Annotated in this window: 19 protein-coding genes; 7 read left to right on the top strand and 12 right to left on the bottom strand. The window is 65.5% G+C overall.

The window, feature by feature from the left end:
- Positions 1-33: 33 nt before the first annotated feature.
- Genes manB through rfbD form a run of 3 tightly spaced genes read right to left on the bottom strand, consistent with a single transcriptional unit; the run spans position 34 to position 2,918 of the window.
- The gene (gene manB, locus ACFI9K_RS05825; RefSeq protein ID WP_462662638.1) at positions 34-1,128 is read right to left on the bottom strand and encodes a mannose-1-phosphate guanylyltransferase; all 1,095 of its coding nucleotides are present in this window, start codon (positions 1,126-1,128) and stop codon (positions 34-36) included.
- Complete coding sequence (locus ACFI9K_RS05820; protein WP_462662637.1) at positions 1,118-2,029, bottom strand: glycosyltransferase family 2 protein; 912 nt, start codon at positions 2,027-2,029, stop codon at positions 1,118-1,120. The genes manB and ACFI9K_RS05820 overlap by 11 nt, the downstream gene beginning before the upstream one ends.
- A 34-nt stretch (positions 2,030-2,063) precedes the next feature.
- A complete protein-coding gene (rfbD, locus tag ACFI9K_RS05815; protein WP_462662636.1) occupies positions 2,064-2,918 on the bottom strand; it encodes a dTDP-4-dehydrorhamnose reductase in 855 nt (284 codons plus the stop codon).
- A 398-nt stretch (positions 2,919-3,316) separates the two neighbouring features.
- Between rfbD and ACFI9K_RS05810 the strand changes: the two genes are divergently transcribed.
- A complete protein-coding gene (locus ACFI9K_RS05810) occupies positions 3,317-4,795 on the top strand; it encodes an LCP family protein (RefSeq protein WP_462662744.1) in 1,479 nt (492 codons plus the stop codon).
- Between the two features lie 55 nt (positions 4,796-4,850).
- Positions 4,851-5,564, top strand: coding sequence for a TIGR03089 family protein (locus ACFI9K_RS05805; RefSeq protein ID WP_462662635.1), 714 nt, complete (start codon positions 4,851-4,853; stop codon positions 5,562-5,564).
- A gap of 25 nt (positions 5,565-5,589) precedes the next feature.
- Here ACFI9K_RS05805 and ACFI9K_RS05800 read toward each other — a convergent pair whose 3' ends face one another.
- Genes ACFI9K_RS05800 through ACFI9K_RS05790 form a run of 3 tightly spaced genes read right to left on the bottom strand, consistent with a single transcriptional unit; the run spans position 5,590 to position 7,683 of the window.
- On the bottom strand, positions 5,590-5,967 hold the full coding sequence (locus ACFI9K_RS05800; protein ID WP_462662634.1) for a hypothetical protein: 378 nt from the start codon (positions 5,965-5,967) through the stop codon (positions 5,590-5,592).
- A gap of 8 nt (positions 5,968-5,975) precedes the next feature.
- The gene (gene purE / locus ACFI9K_RS05795) at positions 5,976-6,488 is read right to left on the bottom strand and encodes a 5-(carboxyamino)imidazole ribonucleotide mutase (RefSeq protein ID WP_462662633.1); all 513 of its coding nucleotides are present in this window, start codon (positions 6,486-6,488) and stop codon (positions 5,976-5,978) included.
- Positions 6,481-7,683: a 5-(carboxyamino)imidazole ribonucleotide synthase gene (locus tag ACFI9K_RS05790; RefSeq protein WP_462662743.1), complete on the bottom strand. Its 1,203-nt coding sequence runs from the start codon at positions 7,681-7,683 to the stop codon at positions 6,481-6,483. The genes purE and ACFI9K_RS05790 overlap by 8 nt, the downstream gene beginning before the upstream one ends.
- A 197-nt stretch (positions 7,684-7,880) precedes the next feature.
- Between ACFI9K_RS05790 and ACFI9K_RS05785 the strand changes: the two genes are divergently transcribed.
- Complete coding sequence (locus ACFI9K_RS05785) at positions 7,881-8,432, top strand: GtrA family protein (RefSeq protein WP_462662632.1); 552 nt, start codon at positions 7,881-7,883, stop codon at positions 8,430-8,432.
- A gap of 6 nt (positions 8,433-8,438) precedes the next feature.
- Here the strand turns inward: ACFI9K_RS05785 and ACFI9K_RS05780 are convergent, their stop codons facing one another.
- From ACFI9K_RS05780 to ACFI9K_RS05765, 4 genes are all read right to left on the bottom strand, one after another.
- Positions 8,439-9,758, bottom strand: a complete 1,320-nt coding sequence (locus tag ACFI9K_RS05780; RefSeq protein WP_462662631.1) for a sensor histidine kinase — start codon at positions 9,756-9,758, stop codon at positions 8,439-8,441.
- A gap of 6 nt (positions 9,759-9,764) precedes the next feature.
- Positions 9,765-10,445: a response regulator transcription factor gene (locus tag ACFI9K_RS05775; protein ID WP_462662630.1), complete on the bottom strand. Its 681-nt coding sequence runs from the start codon at positions 10,443-10,445 to the stop codon at positions 9,765-9,767.
- A 39-nt stretch (positions 10,446-10,484) separates the two neighbouring features.
- A complete protein-coding gene (locus ACFI9K_RS05770; protein ID WP_462662629.1) occupies positions 10,485-11,084 on the bottom strand; it encodes a PH domain-containing protein in 600 nt (199 codons plus the stop codon).
- A 74-nt stretch (positions 11,085-11,158) separates the two neighbouring features.
- Positions 11,159-11,986, bottom strand: a complete 828-nt coding sequence (locus ACFI9K_RS05765) for a biotin--[acetyl-CoA-carboxylase] ligase (RefSeq protein ID WP_462662628.1) — start codon at positions 11,984-11,986, stop codon at positions 11,159-11,161.
- Positions 11,987-12,080: 94 nt separating this feature from the next.
- Here ACFI9K_RS05765 and ACFI9K_RS05760 point away from each other — a divergent pair, with 94 nt between their 5' ends.
- Genes ACFI9K_RS05760 through ACFI9K_RS05750 form a run of 3 tightly spaced genes read left to right on the top strand, consistent with a single transcriptional unit; the run spans position 12,081 to position 14,652 of the window.
- Positions 12,081-13,721 carry an acyl-CoA carboxylase subunit beta gene (locus ACFI9K_RS05760; protein ID WP_462662627.1) on the top strand — a complete coding sequence of 547 codons (1,641 nt, stop codon included), beginning with the start codon at positions 12,081-12,083 and terminating at the stop codon, positions 13,719-13,721.
- Entirely contained in the window at positions 13,718-13,993 is a 276-nt protein-coding gene (locus ACFI9K_RS05755; RefSeq protein ID WP_462662626.1) for an acyl-CoA carboxylase subunit epsilon, read from the top strand. Before ACFI9K_RS05760 ends, ACFI9K_RS05755 begins: the two co-directional genes overlap by 4 nt.
- 14 nt (positions 13,994-14,007) lie before the next feature.
- The gene (locus ACFI9K_RS05750; protein WP_462662625.1) at positions 14,008-14,652 is read left to right on the top strand and encodes a Maf family protein; all 645 of its coding nucleotides are present in this window, start codon (positions 14,008-14,010) and stop codon (positions 14,650-14,652) included.
- Between the two features lie 27 nt (positions 14,653-14,679).
- On the opposite strand, the gene ACFI9K_RS05745 is transcribed toward ACFI9K_RS05750, so the two are convergent.
- Together ACFI9K_RS05745 and ACFI9K_RS05740 are read right to left on the bottom strand one after the other, a co-directional pair.
- Positions 14,680-15,123: a flavodoxin domain-containing protein gene (locus ACFI9K_RS05745; protein ID WP_462662624.1), complete on the bottom strand. Its 444-nt coding sequence runs from the start codon at positions 15,121-15,123 to the stop codon at positions 14,680-14,682.
- 113 nt (positions 15,124-15,236) lie between these two features.
- Entirely contained in the window at positions 15,237-16,616 is a 1,380-nt protein-coding gene (locus tag ACFI9K_RS05740; RefSeq protein ID WP_462662623.1) for a hypothetical protein, read from the bottom strand.
- 123 nt (positions 16,617-16,739) lie between these two features.
- On the opposite strand from ACFI9K_RS05740, the gene ACFI9K_RS05735 reads away from it, so the two are divergent.
- Positions 16,740-18,035 carry a glycosyltransferase gene (locus tag ACFI9K_RS05735; protein WP_462662622.1) on the top strand — a complete coding sequence of 432 codons (1,296 nt, stop codon included), beginning with the start codon at positions 16,740-16,742 and terminating at the stop codon, positions 18,033-18,035.
- The last annotated feature ends 1 nt before the right edge of the window (position 18,036 follow it).

Below are 18,036 nucleotides of genomic sequence, written 5' to 3'. Positions count from 1 at the left end.
CGACCGCACAGAATCGGTGACCCGCCGAAGGGGTCAGACGTCGGTGGAGAAACGCACTCCGCCGTCGGGCAGCTTGACTCCCGGCCACACCCGCGCTCCGCGAAGCAGTTCACAGCGAGCACCGATGTCGGCACCGTCGCCGATGACCGCGTCGCGCACCAGGGCCCGCGGCCCGATGCGGGAACCGAAGCCGAGAATGGACCGCTCGACCACGGCCCCTGCTTCGACCACGGCACCGTCGAACACGACGGCACCGTCGAGACGAGCCCCCGCGCCGATCTCGGCACCCCGGCCGACGACGGTTCCGCCGATCAGCAGAGCGCCCGGTGCCACTCCGGCACTCGGGTGAACCAAGGATTCGCCGCGATCTCCCTGCAGCGCGGGCGACGGTGCGATGCCGCGAACCAGATCGGCCGAGCCCTTGACGAAGTCCTCGGGTGTGCCCATGTCGCGCCAGTACGCACTGTCGACGTGTCCGTAGACCTTCTTGTCCTCGGCGAGCAAGGCGGGGAACACCTCACGTTCCACCGACACCGGCCGGCCGGCCGGAATGGACTCGATGATCTCGCGCTTGAAGACGTAGCAACCGGCATTGATCTGGTCGGTCGGCGGATCCTGTGTCTTTTCGAGAAACGCTGTCACGCGACCGGATTCGTCGGTGGGCACACAGCCGAATGCACGCGGGTCACCGACACGCACCAGGTGCATCGTCACATCGGCGTCGGTGGTTCGGTGCGTATCGAGAACCGCCGTCAGATCGGTGCCGCCCAGCACGTCGCCGTTGAAGACCATGACGTTCTCGGCGCGCAGTCGGGGTAGCACGTTCCTGATGCCTCCGCCGGTGCCGAGCGGCTCGGTCTCGAAGACGTATTCGAGATCGATGCCGAGTGCGGACCCGTCTCCGAAATGCTGCTCGAACACTTCGGCTTTGAACGATGTGCCGAGGACGACGTGCTCGATACCCGCAGCTTTGATCCGTGCCAACAGATGGGTCAGAAACGGCAGTCCGGCGGTGGGCAGCATCGGCTTGGGTGCCGAGAGCGTGAGCGGCCTGAGCCGAGTTCCCTTGCCGCCGACCAGAATCACTGCATCGGTACGTGCGGCGACCGATGGGGAACTATTCGACATGTCCAGCCTCTGTTCTCTCGTCCATGAGTCGTTCGTCAACTGCGCGGGCCCGAAGCGCCGAGGTCACAACGATCTTCGAGCGAAGACCGAGACCGCCGCGCAGAGCCAATCGTAAGGGAGCCTGCCACGTCCGCGCGTGCCTGTCGGCCTGGAAGCGGTAGGCACTGGTGTGATGAGCGGGCAACATCACTTCCGGATGCCGTCCTGCTGCATGGCCTTTCGAGTGGGTCACTTCGACACCGGGAACGTAGACGTTGTGCCAGCCCGCTCTGCCGAGCCGGTCACCGAGATCGACGTCCTCCATGTACATGAAGTAGCGCGAGTCGAATCCGTCGATCGAATCGAACGCCGAGCGGCGCAGCAACAAGCACGATCCCGACAGCCATCCCACGGGACGCTCGGTGACCGACTCGTTCTCCTGGCGGTACCGCCGAGTCCACGGGTTGGTCGGCCAGATCTTTCCCAGCACCGCGTGGCCCGCGCCGGACGTCAGATCGGGCACCGACCGCGCCGACGGGTAACGCGAGCCGTCGGGCTCACGGATGAGCGGACCGAGGGAGCCCGCACGCGGCCACCGAGCTGCAGCATCGAGGAGGCCGTCGAGTGAACCGGGATGCCACCGCACGTCGGGATTTGCGACGACGACGAATTCGACGGCCGGGTCGACCGCAGCGACCGCGCGATTCACAGCTGCTCCGTACCCGATGTTCGCACCGGTTCGCAGCAACTCCGCCTCGTCGAATGCTGCCTCGGCCGCTTCGGGACTGCCGTCGACCGAGCCGTTGTCAGCCATGATCACCCGATAGGGCCGGGCCGTGGCCTCACGTAGAGACGTCAGGAATTGATCCAGGTATTCGCCGGGCGAATAGGTCACCGTCACTACGGCCAGCTCGGAACTCACGCGGGCAAGACTAGCCGGAGCACCGGTGCAACCCTCACGTCGAGTGCGTCAGGGCCGCTGTCAGGGCGTCCGACCACGGGCGTGCGGGCGTCAAGCCTGCGTCGATCCACGCGGCGGAAGAGAGTACCGAGTAGGCCGGCCTGGGGGCCGGGACGACGTATTCGGCGCTCGAACACGGCTGCACCCGATCGGCATCGGCACCGATGTGCGTGAACACCGCGCGGGCGAGGTCGAACCAGCTGGCCTGCCCTGCGTTGGTGTAGTGCAGGGTTCGTCCCGCTGTGGTGGGGTCCGCTTCGATCTCGAGCAGGCCCGACGCCAGATCCAAGGCGAACGTAGGCGACCCGATCTGGTCGTTCACCACCGACAGCGTCTCCCGCTCACCTTCGAGTCGTCGCATCGTGGTCACGAAGTTCTTGCCGGTGTTGTCGTACACCCACGCGGTCCGCACGACGACGGCCTCGGGCAGTTCCTCTCGCACCGCGCGCTCGCCGGCCAGCTTGGTGCGACCGTACGCCGACTGCGGCGCGGTCTTCGAGTCCACCTCGTACGGTTCGGTCGCTGTGCCGTCGAACACATAATCGGTGGAGACGTGGATCAGCCGCGCCCCGACACGCCCGCACGTGCGCGCGAGATTTCGAGGGCCGTCCGCGTTGACGGCCATTGCCCTGGCCTCGTCGGTCTCGGCAGCGTCGACCGCGGTGTAGGCAGCGCAGTTGATCACCGTGGCCCCCGTACCGACCGCGGCAGCCACCGCGTCGGGATCGGTGATGTCCAGGTCGGCGGACGAATAGGCGAGCACCTCGGCACCGTCACCTCGCTCCGCCGCCAGGGCCACCACTCGGCGGCCCAACTGGCCGTGTGCACCGGTCACCACGATCGCATTCACGGTTGCCAAGTGTGGCACGCCGGGTTCGGTTGGGCGAGGCAGCGACCACCGGCAAGTAACCTTCGAACGGCGGGGGGAGAACGAAGCAGTCGGCTGCCGAGGTCAGCCGAAACGAGAGAGGGTCGTGAACGGTGCCACGAGATTCAGGCACGCCCGGAGGTGAGCGCACTCCCCCGCCGCGGCGGCGCACTCCCCGGCGACCCGACGGTTCCGACGCACGTGGCGCGTACCGCCCCGACGATTCCGACGCGCGAACCGCACGTCGATACGCGGGTGAAGAAGAGCGTGGCCCCAGGCGATCGCGCGAACGCAGCGCCCGCGAATCGACCGCGAGATCGCGCCGGCCGAGACACGGGGATGCACGCACTCCACTCGGACAACCCGAATCCGAGCCCGCAATCCCGACCGCGCACGCCGGTCGCCGGTGGCCCGCGACGCACGTCGCGATCGCCGTCCTGTCGATCCTCGTTCTTCTCGTGACGGGTTTCGCGTGGCGCAGCGTCGACAGTCTGCGGTCGAACATCGCCACCGCAGGTGGTCTCGGCCTCGGCGGAGCAGCGGACGGCGCAGTCGACATACTCATGGTCGGCACGGACAGCCGCACCGACGCCCACGGCAATGCGTTGTCGCCCGAGGAGCTCGCATCCCTCAACGCGGGTGAAGAAGTGGCGTCGAACACCGACACGATCGTGTTGATCCGCGTTCCGAACGACGGATCCTCGGCCACTGCCATTTCCATCCCCCGCGATTCGTACGTCGAGGTACCCGGCATCGGAATGTCGAAGATCAACGCCGCGTACGGTGCGACCAAAGAGAACAAGCGACTGGAATTGGTGGAGCAAGGTACTGCGGACGCCGACGCGGAGTCGCAGGCCATCGAGGCAGGTCGCGAGGCTCTGATCGAGTCGGTCGCGAACTTGACCGGAATCACTGTCGATCACTACGCCGAGGTGGGATTGCTCGGCTTCGTACTGTTGACCGATGCCGTCGGTGGCGTCGAGGTATGCCTGAACAACCCTGTGCAAGAACCACTTTCGGGTGCCAATTTTCCCGCCGGCGAGCAGAACCTGGCCGGTTCGCAAGCGCTGAGCTTCGTCCGACAACGGCACGACCTCCCCCGCGGCGACCTGGACCGCATCGTCCGCCAACAGGTGTTCATGGCCTCGCTCGTCCGGAGTGTGCTGAGCGCCAAGACGCTGAGCAACCCGAGCAAACTGGGTCAACTCAGCACTGCGGTGCAGCGCTCGGTGACCCTCGATTCGGACTGGGACATACTGCAATTCGCTACGCGTCTGCAGGATCTCGCCGGCGGCAAGGTCAAGTTCGAGACCATCCCCGCCGTCGACATCAATGCCACGACGGACTACGGCGAATCGATCGTCCAGGTCGATCCCGCTGCAGTGAAGAAATACGTCGCAGGGCTGCTCGGTGACGGCAATTCGGCAGAGACCAATGCCGAGAATTCGGACGCCCCGCAGGTCGATCCGTCGATGGTGACCGTGGACGTCGCGAACGACAGCGGAATCGAGGGCCTCGCCAACGGTGTGGCCGGTTCGCTGACCGCATTGGGGTACGTCGGCGGGAACATCGGAAATTACGAGGGCACGTCCATTTCGGCGAGTCGCATCCAGGCCGCCGACGTCGACAGTGCCGCCGCGCGCGCCGTCTCGGCCGCTCTCGGTGGCGTACAGATCGTCGCCGACGACACGCTGGCGTCCGAGACGGTTCGGGTGGTGCTTGCCGACGACTACGCCGGCCCCGGTTCCGGGCAGGCAGCAACCGCCGAGACCATTGCACCGGAAGCCGGTACAGCGATCCCGGAAGCACCCGCGGCTCCGATCGACGCCGGCTCCACCGGCCCGATGTGTGTCAACTGAGCGGTGCCGCGCAGCGTGTTAAACGACACCGATTGCCGTCATCTAGGGTTCGTATGTGGCCTCGAACTTGACTCAGACCCTGCTCGACCCGATCCTCGCGGCTGATCCCGCCGGTCCACGCATCACGTTCTACGACGATGCGACCGGTGAACGGGTGGAGGTCTCGACGGTGACGCTCGCGAATTGGGCTGCCAAGACCGCAAACCTGTTACGCGACGAGTTGGCGTTCGAGGCCGGCGGAAAGGTCAGTGTGCTGTTACCTGCGCACTGGCAAACGGCCGCGGTATTGCTAGGGGCGTGGTGGGCCGGTGCCGAAGTGGTGTTGGGGCCCGACGATTCCGCCGACGTGGCCATGGTCTCGGCAGATCGTCTCGACGAGGCACCGGATGTCGACGAGGTGCTGGCCTTCTCACTCGATGCGTTCGGCAAGCCTGTTCCCGACCTGCCGATCGGAATGACCGATTACGCAACCTCGGTGCGGGTGCACGGCGACCAGTTCCGGATCGCGGGAGACGACCAGGCAGCGGCGCTGAACGGCCGTTCGGTGGACGAGGTCCTTGCTGCCGCACGTGAGAGAGCCAACACCCGTTCGTGGACGGCCGCAGATCGCGTGCTGTCGAGTGCATCCTGGAACACGGCCGACGAACTGATCGACGGCCTGCTGTCGGTGCTCGTCTCCGGTGCCTCGCTGGTACAGGTGGCCAACCCGGACGAGGCGAAGGCCGAGCGTCGGTCCGAGACCGAGAAGGTCACCGCCACCCTGACCTGAGCTCCATGGTCTCGAGGCGCGGCGCTCACCCGGGCAGTCGGTAGCCCCCGTCTTCGAGACCCGCCTCTATTTCGTATCTGTTCGCAGCACCGCGGTGTCTCGCCTCCTCGGCGAGGTATCGGAAAGGGAACGTCAGTCCGAACCGCGCCCACTGATCCGCATGCACGGCTTCGTGCCGCAGAACACGACGAGCAGTGTTGCCCCGGGTCAGATAAGCACCGCCGAAAGTGGTTCCGCCGCGGCCGAAGCCACCGCGCAGGCCGGTACAGACGAAGAGCGAGAACTCGTCGTCGAAGTGCGCGGTTCCGCGCCACACCCGCGCGTAGATCAACGCCAGCCGCGTCACGAGCATGGACTGCCGACGACCCCGTCCGGCTCGGCGAATCTGCTCGTCTCGTGGCATCGACGCCCTCAGCCCAACAGGGTGGTGCGCAGAGCTCGGTCCTTCTCCAACACCATGGCCTCGAGCGACGCCTGGAATGCCGACATCCGTTCTTGCAGCGCGGGGTCGGACGCACCCAGAATGCGCACCGCGAGCAGTCCCGCGTTGCGGGCACCGCCGATGGAGACCGTGGCCACGGGAACGCCTGCAGGCATCTGCGCGATCGAGAGCAGCGAATCCATACCGTCGAGGTACTTCAGGGGCACCGGTACCCCGATGACCGGCAATGGCGTCGCCGACGCCACCATCCCCGGCAGATGCGCCGCTCCCCCGGCACCGGCGATGATCACCCGAATGCCCCGGCCGGCGGCATCGCGCGCGTAATCGAGCATTCGTTGCGGGGTGCGGTGCGCGGAGACGACGCCTACCTCGAACCGAATCCCGAACTCTGCCAACGCTTCTGCGGCAGCCTGCATGGTCGGCCAGTCGGAGTCGCTACCCATGATCAGGCCCACGGCTGCGCTGGTGGAGTTGTCAGTCATCGTGTGGATCCCATCCGTCGGTCCATTCGGCGTGCGACATCCAGTGCGCTGCGCGTTCGGCCCGATCGCGCACGTCCGCCACGTAGGCAGGGTCTGCGAGCGAACCGGACGACGAACCCAGGATGTTCACGTGGCCGATCTTGCGGTCTTTGCGCTCACCTTTTCCGTACAGGTGCACCTTCGCGTCGGGCATGCGAGCGAACAGGTGGTGGAGCCGCTCGTCCATCGTCATCTCCGTTGCCTGAGGTGCACCCAGGATGTTGGCCATCACGGTCAGTGGAGCCAGCGGGTCGGTGTCGCCGAGTGGGTAGTCCAGTACTGCACGCAAGTGCTGCTCGAACTGCGAGGTGCGGCACCCGTCCATGGTCCAGTGCCCGGAATTGTGCGGTCTCATGGCGAGTTCGTTCACCAGCAGCTTGCCCGAGGTGGTCTCGAACAGCTCGACCGCCAGATCCCCCACGACGCCGAGCGCGCCTGCGATGTCGAGTGCGAGCCGACCGGCGAAAGTAGCCACGTCCTCGTCGAGATCCGGAGCCGGTGCCAGCACGACGGCACACTGGCCGTTGCGCTGCACGGTCTGCACGATGGGCCACGCCGCACCCTGACCGAACGGCGATCGCGCCACCATGGCCGACAACTCGCGGCGCATCGCGACCTTCTCCTCCACCATGAGGGGTACACCCAGGTCGAGTTGAGCAGCGACGATCGCCTCGGCTTCCTCGGCGTCCTCGGGCATCCAGACACCGCGGCCGTCGTAGCCGCCGCGGACCGCTTTGAGGACCACCGGCCAGCCGTGCTCGTCTCCGAACGCGATGGCGTCCTGCGCCCACGAGACCTCTGCGTATGCGGGGCCGGGTGCACCCAGCTCGTCGAGCTTGCGACGCATCCGTAGCTTGTCCTGCGCGAAGATCAATGCGCTCGGTGGCGGCTGCACGTTGACACCTTCGGCGACCAGAGTCTCGAGGTGCTCGGTGGGCACGTGCTCGTGGTCGAAGGTGAGCGCATGAGATCCGGTCGCGGCAGTGCGGAGCGCGTCGAGGTCGTCGTGGTGACCGAAAACGACGTCGGGAGTCACCTGGGCTGCCGGCTCGTCCGAGCCCGCGGCCAGGACTCGGAGCGTCTGCCCCAGCTCGATGGCCGATTGGTGGGTCATTCGTGCGAGCTGACCGCCGCCGATCATCGTGACCACGGGCATTCCGGTCGACGACGGGCGCGCAGCTGTGGGGCGAGGTTCGGTACCTGTCACGGCTCACCATGGTGTCATGTCGTGCGGTTTCGGTCCGAACCGGCAGCCGTACCCGAGTCTGCCGACCCGAGGAGGACCTGTGGAAACGCTGATGATCAGAGCGTCGGTTCGTCGGATCGGGGGTGCGTTTCGTAGACTTCACCGTTGTGCCGACGATCGAAAGCGCGCTTCGACGCCTACCCAAGCCCATCAGGGACCTTGCGATCCGGCACAGCGAGCTGATCAAGTTCGCCATCGTGGGTGGCACGACGATGGTCTTCGACCTCGTCATCTTCTACTCCCTGAGCCTGACCGTGCTCGAGCAGAAGCCGGTGATCGCCAAAATCATCTCGGGTGTCCTGGCAACCCTGCTGAGTTATTTCCTCAATCGCGAATGGGCGTTCAAACACCGCGGTGGACGCGAGCGACACCACGAGGCCTTGCTCTTCTTCGCCATCAGTGGCGTCGGCGTACTCATCGCTGCCGGTCCACTGTGGATCGCGAACAACATCTTCGACATCCGCGACACCAGCGAGTCCCTGACGATGGTCGTCATCATCGACTTCGTCCTGAACTACATCATCGGCAATCTTCTTCAGATGGCGTTCCGGTTCTGGGCACTGCGGCGATTTGCCTTCCCCGAGGAGAACGCGCGCACGATTCTCGAAATCGACGCCGAGCGCAACGAGGACCCTACCGACGCACTCGATCAGCCCTGAGCAGTATCACCGCGGCTCACGGCGAGACACCGCATGCGACGGTTCACGCCATGCCGGTATGAACACCGAGAACAGGGCAGGTCGGCGACGCTGAAGCTCCAGCCGCCCACCGTCCGCTTCGACCAGCGCCCTCGCCAGCGCCAACCCGACACCGGTGGAGCCGGCTCCGGAGAAGCCGCGATCGAAGATGTGCGGCGCAAGTTCGTTGCTCACGCCGGGTCCCTCGTCGGACACCTCCACGCAGACGAGTCGTTCACGACGTCGGTCGGTGTCCTCGACAGCAGACACCGCGCGCACCGCGACCGTGCAGGTACCGTCGCCGTGCACCAACGAATTGTCGACAAGTACCGACACCGCCTCCCGCAGGCGTGAACCGGTCACCGACGCCTTGAGGTCCTTGTCACCCTTGAGCACCAGGCGACGGCCTGCGTCCTCGAAGTTGCGCTGCCATTCGACGACCGTGCCGGTCAGTTCCTCGATGACCGAGACCTCGTGGGCACCGGCCGCACCGTCGCTGCGGGAGGACCGAACGAGCTCGTCGATGGCGAGCGTCAATCGGTCCACCTGATCCATGGCCTCGTTCGCCTCGTCCACCACAGCCGGATCCGGGTGTGTGGAGATTTCGTCCAGTCGCAGCCGCACTGCCGTCAGACGGCTGCGAAGTTGGTGGGACACATCGGCGACCAGTGTGTGTTCGCGCTGCAGACGGCCGGCGATCTCGACGGTGGCCGAGTCGAGTACTTCCGAGACTCGGTCGAGTTCGGCTATTCCGTGCCGTCGGGGGTCCGGCCTGAAGTCGCCCTCGGCGAGCCGAGCGGCACGTCGGGCCACGTCCTGCAGCGGATCTGCCAGGCGCTTGGCCGTCAGGACGGCCACCACCGTGCCCGCCATCGCGGACGCGAGAACCACGAGAGTCACCGCCCCCAGGGCTTGCCGTTGCAGGGACCGCATGTCGTCGGAGGGCACATCGAGTCGGAGGGAACCCGAAGTACCCATCGAGAGCGACTCCACCAGCGGCCGTTCTACGAACGCCTCGCCGATGTCCGCTCGCGATGCGGCATCCTCGGGCGTCGGGTAGATGACGACGAGCCGACCGCCTCGGGGGATTGCCAATCGGAGAGAGCCGATGTCGAGCTGGCCTTCGATCAGACCGGCCGAACCCTCCTGCGAGATGATCTCCGCTGCCATTCTGTCCAGACGGGCCTGCAGATCATTGCGGGTGAAGTCCTCGACCCACAACCAGGCCGTGTACATCAAGGGCAAACCGAGCAGAAGCGCCGTCATGCCGACGACCGCCAGAATCGAGACCAGAATTCGACGCCGCATCGACGGCTAGTCGCTGTTGATACGGAATCCGACGCCGCGGACCGTCGCGATACGACGCTCGGCGACGGGTCCCTCGTCGCCGATCTTTCGACGCAGCCAGGACATGTGCATGTCGAGAGTCTTCGATCCGCGCAGCTCGGCGTCGCCCCAGACCTCGCGCAGGATCACCTCGCGGGAGACCACTTGTCCGGCGTGATCGAGCAGAACCTTCAGCAGCTCGTACTCCTTGTTCGCGAGCGAAATCTCGGTGCCACCGACGAGGACGCGCCGGGCGGCGGGTTCGAGACGGATGGCTCCGACCTCGATAGGCGAGTCCTCACCCGCGCCACGCCGTCGAAGCAGGGCACGCACACGGGCCATGAGCTCGGCGAGCCGAAAGGGCTTGCCGACGTAGTCGTCCGCGCCGGCGTCGAGGCCCACGACGAAGTCGACCTCGTCGGTGCGCGCGGTGAGCATCAGGACGGCGAGCTCGGATCGGTTGGCGCGTACCTGCCGGCAGACCTCGAGGCCGTCCATGCCCGGCAGGCCGAGGTCGAGGATCAGCAGATCGAATTTCCCGTCCAATGCGCGCTGAAGGGTGGCAGGGCCGGTCTGTTCGACGGTCACCGTGTATCCCTCACGCCCGAGAGCACGGGAGAGGGGCGCAGCGATGGCTTCGTCGTCTTCTGCAAGCAGCACGTCGGTCACATCGGTCACCCTACGGTTCGAAAGTGAGAACAGCCTGTGTTACCTGCGTTTTCCAGCGCGCCATCCGGGTTTCGAGTCGTCGGGCGAGTCGTCGGGCATCGGCTCGAAAGCAGCCTCCCGGCCGTGCACGGACTGGCGACGGTACTCCATCGAGTCGAAGACCTGCTGGTACAGCAGTGAATGGACGCGCTGCACGTGCGGGATGTCGTCGAATTCGAGCGGGTCGTCGGACGCCGAAGCAATGATGAGTGTGCCGGTGCCCAGCATCCGATCGAGCAGGCCGTGTCTGAACTGCACGTTGCTGATTCGACTCATCGGTATGTCGATACCCGAGTGAGTCAGCACGCCCTGGCGAATCAGCACACGTCGGTCGGTGACGATGAAATGCGTGCATTTCCAACTGATCGCGGGAATCAGACAACGCCACCCGACGATCGCCGCCCACACCACCGCAGTGGCAATCATGGCAATGTCTGCTGCGGTCGATTCGAGGCGCGCACCCGCAACACCGAGGGCCACACCCGCGACGCCGGTGACGAGCACGAACGTGATGGACGGGAGAATCAGCATCTTCCAGTGCGGGTGATGATGGAGCAGTAACTCTTCCTCGTCTGCCAACGCATCCTGTGGATACCCCACGTGCACTCCTGACTACTCGACTACCGCACTTGGCGACCCGGTCACTCCGCAGGCTCCGCTCACGCCCCGAAAACTCACGACACGGGTCGCAGATGAGTGACGTCTCCGGCCGCTACTGCCAGCCGACCTGAATCCGGTTGCTCCACCTCGATGATCATTCTGCCGTGCTCGTCGACGTCGACGGCAGTGCCGAACTTCTCCTCACCGTCGGGAAGGTCGACACGAACGCGTTGGCCGATGGTGCCGCATCGATCTCTGTACCGGTGCGCCAGGGCGTCGGTACTCCAGTTCGAATCACGCCACGAGTCCACCTCGGCGGCCATCCCCCGCAGAATCGCGCGCACCAGCGTGTCCCGGTCGAGAACGGCGGCTTTCTCCAGAGCCAGCGACGTGGCCGTGGACACCGGCAACTCGTCCGCCGTCATCGACACGTTGACCCCGAGCCCGATGACCACCGTCGGCGACGGTCCGTGCGTGGCGACCTCGGCGAGAATTCCCGAGACCTTCTTGCCGCCGATCAGCACATCGTTGGGCCACTTGAGCCGCGCATCGACTTCCCCGACGGTTCTGAGCGCGTCGACGAGTGCGATTCCGGTCATCAGCGGCAGCCATCCCAATACCGCGGGATCGATCCCCGGGAACTTCAGCAGCATCGACAGCAAAATCTGTGAGCGCGGCGCACCGGAGAACGATCTCGAGTGCCGACCGCGACCGTGGTCCTGGTGTTCGGCAATCAGGGCGGTCCTGTCGGCGTAGGTCGCTGCCCCGGCCACCAGATCGGCATTGGTCGAACCGGTCTCGGCCACGATGTCCAACCGAGACCACGACGCCTGCGGTCCGTCCACCAGCGCCCGCCGAAGCGCGCGGACGTCGAGCGGTGGGCGATCGAGGTTTGTCCACATGAGCACCAGCATATGGGCTCGAGACCGGCAGACATTCTCGGCGAAGCACCCTGGGTCGGGTCGCAGATCACACTCGCAGTTAAAGTGTTGCCCCATGACCAGCGTCCAGGATTCCACTGCACCCGGGTCGGCCGAAACACCCGATATCCACACCACTGCGGGTAAATTGGCTGATCTTCGTAAACGTCTCGCGGGTGCGGAGCATCCCTCGGGTGAGGCGGCGGTGGAGCGGGTCCACGCGAAGGGCAAGTTGACTGCTCGTGAGCGGATCACGGCGTTACTCGACGAGGGGTCGTTCGTCGAGCTCGATGCGTTGGCGCGGCACCGGTCCCAGAATTTCGGGTTGGGTGAGAACCGGCCCCTCGGGGATGGTGTCGTCACCGGCTACGGGACCGTCGACGGCCGTGATGTGTGCGTGTTCTCCCAGGACGCGACCGTCTTCGGTGGCTCGTTGGGGGAGATCTACGGCGAGAAGATCGTCAAGGTGATGGATCTGGCGATCAAGACCGGCCGTCCGTTGGTGGGCATCAACGAAGGCGCCGGGGCCCGGATCCAGGAAGGTGTCGTCTCGCTGGGGTTGTACGGGGAGATCTTCCACCGCAACGTCCGCGCATCGGGGGTGATCCCGCAGATCTCGGTGATCATGGGCCCGGCAGCGGGTGGGCACGTGTATTCACCGGCGTTGACCGATTTCGTGGTCATGGTCGATGGCACCAGCCAGATGTTCGTCACCGGCCCCGATGTGATCAAGACCGTCACCGGGGAGAACGTGACGATGGAAGAGCTCGGCGGCGCACACACCCACATGGAGAAGTCCGGCGTCGCGCACTATGTCGCCTCGGGGGAGCACGATGCCCTCGACTACGTCCGTGACCTACTGAGTTATTTGCCGAGCAACAATCGGGCCGATGCGCCGCGGACCGCGGCGTCGGATCCGGTGGTCGGATCGATCGAAGAGTCGTTGACGGCGGAGGATCTCGAACTCGATACGTTGATTCCGGATTCGCCGAACACTCCGTACGACATGCACGAGGTGATCCGCCGGATCCTCGACGACGACGAATTCCTCGAAGTCCAAGAAGGGCGGGCCCGCAACATCATCGTCGGGTTCGGTCGGGTCGATGGCCGGTCGGTGGGGATCGTGGCCAATCAACCCACCCAGTTCGCCGGCACCTTGGATATCGATGCCTCGGAGAAGGCGGCGCGGTTCGTGCGCACGTGTGATTGTTTCAACGTTCCGATCATCACGTTGGTCGATGTGCCAGGATTCCTGCCCGGCACGGGGCAGGAATACAACGGCATCATCCGGCGCGGGGCGAAACTGTTGTACGCCTATGGGGAGGCGACGGTCGGGAAGATCACCGTCATCACCCGCAAAGCCTATGGCGGGGCGTACGACGTGATGGGGTCCAAGCACATGGGTGCCGATGTGAACTTGGCGTGGCCGACCGCGCAGATCGCGGTGATGGGGGCTTCGGGTGCGGTCGGGTTCGTCTACCGCAAGCAGTTGCTCGAGGCCGCGAAGAACGGTGAGGACGTCGATGCGTTGCGGCTCGAGTTGCAGCAGCAGTACGAGGACACGTTGGTCAACCCGTATGTCGCTGCCGAACGCGGGTACCTCGATGCGGTCATCCCGCCCAGTCACACCCGTGGGCAGATCGTGACCGCGTTGCGTCTGCTCGAACGCAAACAAGTGACCCTGCCCCCGAAGAAACACGGAAACATCCCACTATGAGCGGCGAAGTGAATCATGACGCAGTGAGCGAGGTCGATGTCTCCGCTGCGTCTCCGGAAGCTGCGTCTCCGGAAATTCGGGTGGTCAAGGGCAATCCGAGCGATGAGGATCTCGCCGCTCTCGTGTCGGTCCTGACAGCTGCACAGGGCGAATCAGCGCCGGCGGGCAAGTCTGCGCCGGCTGAGCTGTGGGGATCGCCGACGCTCAATCACCGCCGTTTTGCGGCTCAGTCGGCGTACTCGTACGCCGCGTCGGGCCGTCACCAACGGTGACGCTCGCGGAGAACGTGACGGGCTCGATCCGGTTGGTTCTCGCGTCCGCGTCGCCCGCGCGCCTGTCGGTCCTGCGCGGAGCCGGCGTCGAGCCGATCGTTCGGGTATCGGGCGTGGACGAAGACGCGCTCACCGAGGCTCTCGGACCATCGGCTTCCCCGGAAACGGTGGTGACGGAATTGGCCCGAGCCAAGGCGGCAGCAGTGGCCGAGACGTTCTCGGAGTCGACACACGATCTGGTGATCGTGGGCTGCGATTCGATGCTGTCGATCGGCGGCCGGTTACACGGTAAGCCGCATTCGGTCGACGTCGCGAGGGAACGGTGGCAGTCGATGGCCGGCAGCAGCGGAGAGTTGCTCACCGGTCATGCCGTTCTTCGGGTGACGGGGGGCGTCGTCGTGGCGCAGGCCGCGGCACACAGTTCGACCACCGTGCACTTCGCGACTCCCTCGTCGGTCGACCTCGAGGCCTACCTCGCCTCCGGCGAGCCGTTGTCAGTAGCCGGGGCATTCACGTTGGACGGGCTCGGCGGTTGGTTCGTGGACCGCATCGAGGGCGACCCGTCCTCCGTGATCGGCATAGGTCTACCGCTCACCCGAACTCTGCTGACCCGAGTGGGGACGTCGTTGGCCGAGCTGTGGGGCCGGGCCGCGTCCTGAAATGCCGGTGTTCGGGCAGAAGCGCTGTCAGGGCAGCAGGTCGATCAGTTCGCGAGCCCACTCCTCAGCCATTGTCTTGGGCTTGATGTTGGACGAGCTGTCGTGTCGCGCGTGGGTACCGATCTGCTTGCCGCCGAGTTCGGTCAGCTTCTCGGCGATGATCTCGCCGCCGCGGTTGAACGTGTCTTCGTAGACTCGGTCGCCCAGACCGAACACTGCGAACTGGAGTCCTGCGAGGTCGGGTGCATCCTCGACCAGTGCATCGAAGAACGGCTCCGCACCGGTGGGGAGTTCGCCGTCTCCGTAGGTGGAGCAGATGATCACGTGGACGTCGTCGGTGTCGATGTCGGACACCTCGTACTCGAGCATGTCTCGCACCTCGGCGTCATGATCGCCGAGAACGTCCGCGATCTTGTCGGCAACCTCCTCGGCGGTACCGGTCTCGGATCCGAACAACACGACCACTGCCATGGATCGCTCCCTTTCTCACACCTGCTCGAACAGTCGAACAGTCGGAAAGCATAGCCGCACCGGGGATCCGGTCGAAAATCCGCCGGTGCTCGCATTTGTGAAGTGTCTCGAGGTCACCAGAATTCGGCCGTCAGACCCCAGCTGTCGTATTCGGCCCCGACAAGACCGCGCAGGTGCTCCTTGCTGGGGAATCTGTCCGGATCGAGTCCGGTGACGCACAAAGTCGCGCGCTCGCCGGATTCGTTCCACCACGCGCTGATGCCGCCCCCGGTGCGCCGCAGCAGGGACACATCGGTGTTCTGTGTGATCGACCTCATCGCCACCGCGGTGGCGTCGACCCCACCGATGGTTCGAAGCGCGACACCACGGCTGCCGAGATTGGAGCACAGACACAGAGGCGCAGATCCGGACGCGGCAAGTCTGGCCACGATCGCATCGGGGAGCAGTTGCATCAGGGGTTTGAACAGCTCGAAGGTGGTGGTGACAGTTCGGTCGGCCTGAGCCCGGAATGCCTGTTTGCTCGATGCTCGAATTGCCCCGAGATCATCGCGGTACGCTCCCCCGGCGTCGACGTGGATCGAGACACCGGAAGTCGCATTCGCTCGCGCGTCGCCCGCCCGCCTCGTACTGACAGGGAGGGCGACACGAACCTGCTCGTCGGCCGTGATCCGCCCACTGCGAGTGAGGATGCCGAGTACGACAGCCACCAGCAGACTGTTGGAGCTTCCACCTTTGCTCGATGCGGCAGCGGACCAGTCTGCGGACAGGCAGTCGACAACGACGGTGCTCGGCACCCACGGCCCTTCCGCGGGTGCAACCATCACACGCGGCTGGTGCACGTTCGGAGCACTGCTGTTCGAAGGCGTGGATGTCGCGTCACCGGACCCGGCTCGCGCTCGTATCGTGTCGGTCGCTGCGATGCCGAGAGCTCGCGCCGCACCGAAGAGCGCCGCTCCCATCCGGCCGACACCGTCGACGATGTCGGCACGCGACCGAGCCGCTGCGGAATCGCCCTCGTCGAGTCCGACGCGCTCGAAATCCTCGGGCACCGCGCGTCCGGCCAGAGCGGACGCCGCAGCCGCGGTCAGCGCTCCGCCGTCGCCGACGACGTGGGAGCCCACCAACGACACGATGGTGCCTCCGCTGTCGACTGCCGTGGCGGACAACCTCCATGCCGGTCCCTCGACCGGATCCAACCGCACGGCGGCCTCGTTCTCGATCCACCGGTCGATTGCGTCGCGGGCCACCGAATCTCCGAGAACGACCGGGTCGGCCGGTCTGCGCGCGGCGGTCCAACTGTCCCGCGCCCCGGGTACCCGCGACCGCCGAACGGATCGGTCGATAGGGCCGGCGGCGAGCAGGTGCCACATCGCTTCGAGCGCGTCGACCGGAATCGGGCGGTCGAAGCGCCATACGATCTGATTGACCACGGGTACCCCGAGAACGCATTCCATGCGGAGGAAAAGGTCGTCGTCGTACGTCAGTCTTTCCACCACGAGAGCCTATCGCTGTGGGCGTACGCCTGCAGATGGCCCGCAAATGTGTTTCCCGCCATATGTTTTCCGTATCGGACCCGGGTGGACGGTGCTGATAGGTTGGTTCGATCCGAAGTCGGCGTGACTGCGAAGGACCGTATGAAGTTCGTGATGCCCTTCAACGGGAGCCGCGGCGACGTGACCCCCGGGGTGGCTCTCGGCGTGGAGCTTGCTCGTCGCGGGCACGATGTGGTGTTCGGCGCGCCCCCCAACCTTCTGGATTTCGTTCGCGGCGAGACGGCGGAGTCCGGACGCGTGCAGGTCGTCTCGTTCGGCCCGGACACTCACCGACTGCTGGAGTCGGAACTGATTCGGGTGCGGATCAAATCCAGGAACCCGCGAACCAGGATGACGGCACTGGCGGAATTGGCCAACCACGGTTGGGATCGGATGACGGCCGAGCTGGCCCGGATGGCGGAGGGTGGCGATGCGATCGTCACCGGCTCACTGGGGCAGGAGATGGCGTTCAACATGGCCGAGGCGACCGGTAAAGCCTTTGTCGCCCTGCATTATTGCCCGCTCCGACGAAACGGTGTCGTTCCCGTGGTTCCTGGGGTCACCTTGCCGGATTCGCTCAACCGGTCGATGTGGGCGCTGGCCGAGGCACTTCGCTGGAAATCGATGAAGACGCGAGAGAACGCCCAGAGAAGGGCCCTGGGATTGCCGGACACTCGCGATTCACTACCCAGACGATCCGAGCGCTACGGCGGAATCGAGGTTCAGGCCTACGAGTCCGCACTTTTCCCGGGGCTCGCCGAACAGTGGGGCCCACTGCGTCCGTTCGTCGGATTTCTCGGGCTGAGCACCGGGCATCGAGAGATCTCTCCCGCACTCGAGCGATGGCTGCAGTCCGGTTCCGCGCCGGTGTATTTCGGATTCGGCAGTATGCCGGTTCCCGATCCCGTTGCACTGTTACGCATGATCGATACCGTGGTCCGGCAGCTGGGCGTGCGGGCATTGATCTGCGCCGGTTGGAGCGACCTCGCAGGCACCGAATCGCTTGCCGCTCGGGACAATCCCGACATCATGATCGTCGAATCGGTCGATCATGCCACTGTGTTTCCGCGGTGTCTGGCAGCCGTGCACCACGGTGGTGCGGGCACCACCGCTGCGAGTGCGCGCGCAGGGCTGCCGACACTCGTGTGCTGGTTCAGCGCCGACCAACCGTACTGGGGAGCGGCCCTGGGCCGTATCGGAGCCGGGGCGAGTACGAAGTTCTCGACCTTGTCCGAGGACGTTCTGCTGCAGGGAATCACCGGCATCACCACCGACGCCGCCAGAGCCGCGGCACGGGAACTCGCCGCTACCGTGGCATCGACCCGCGCAGCCGTGGCTGCCGCCGCACACATCGCCGAGGCTGCTGCCCACGGCCGGTGAC

It is taken from the genome of Rhodococcus sp. PSi06 (genome assembly GCF_054960675.1).
This window is presented reverse-complemented; position numbering and strand designations above follow the sequence as displayed.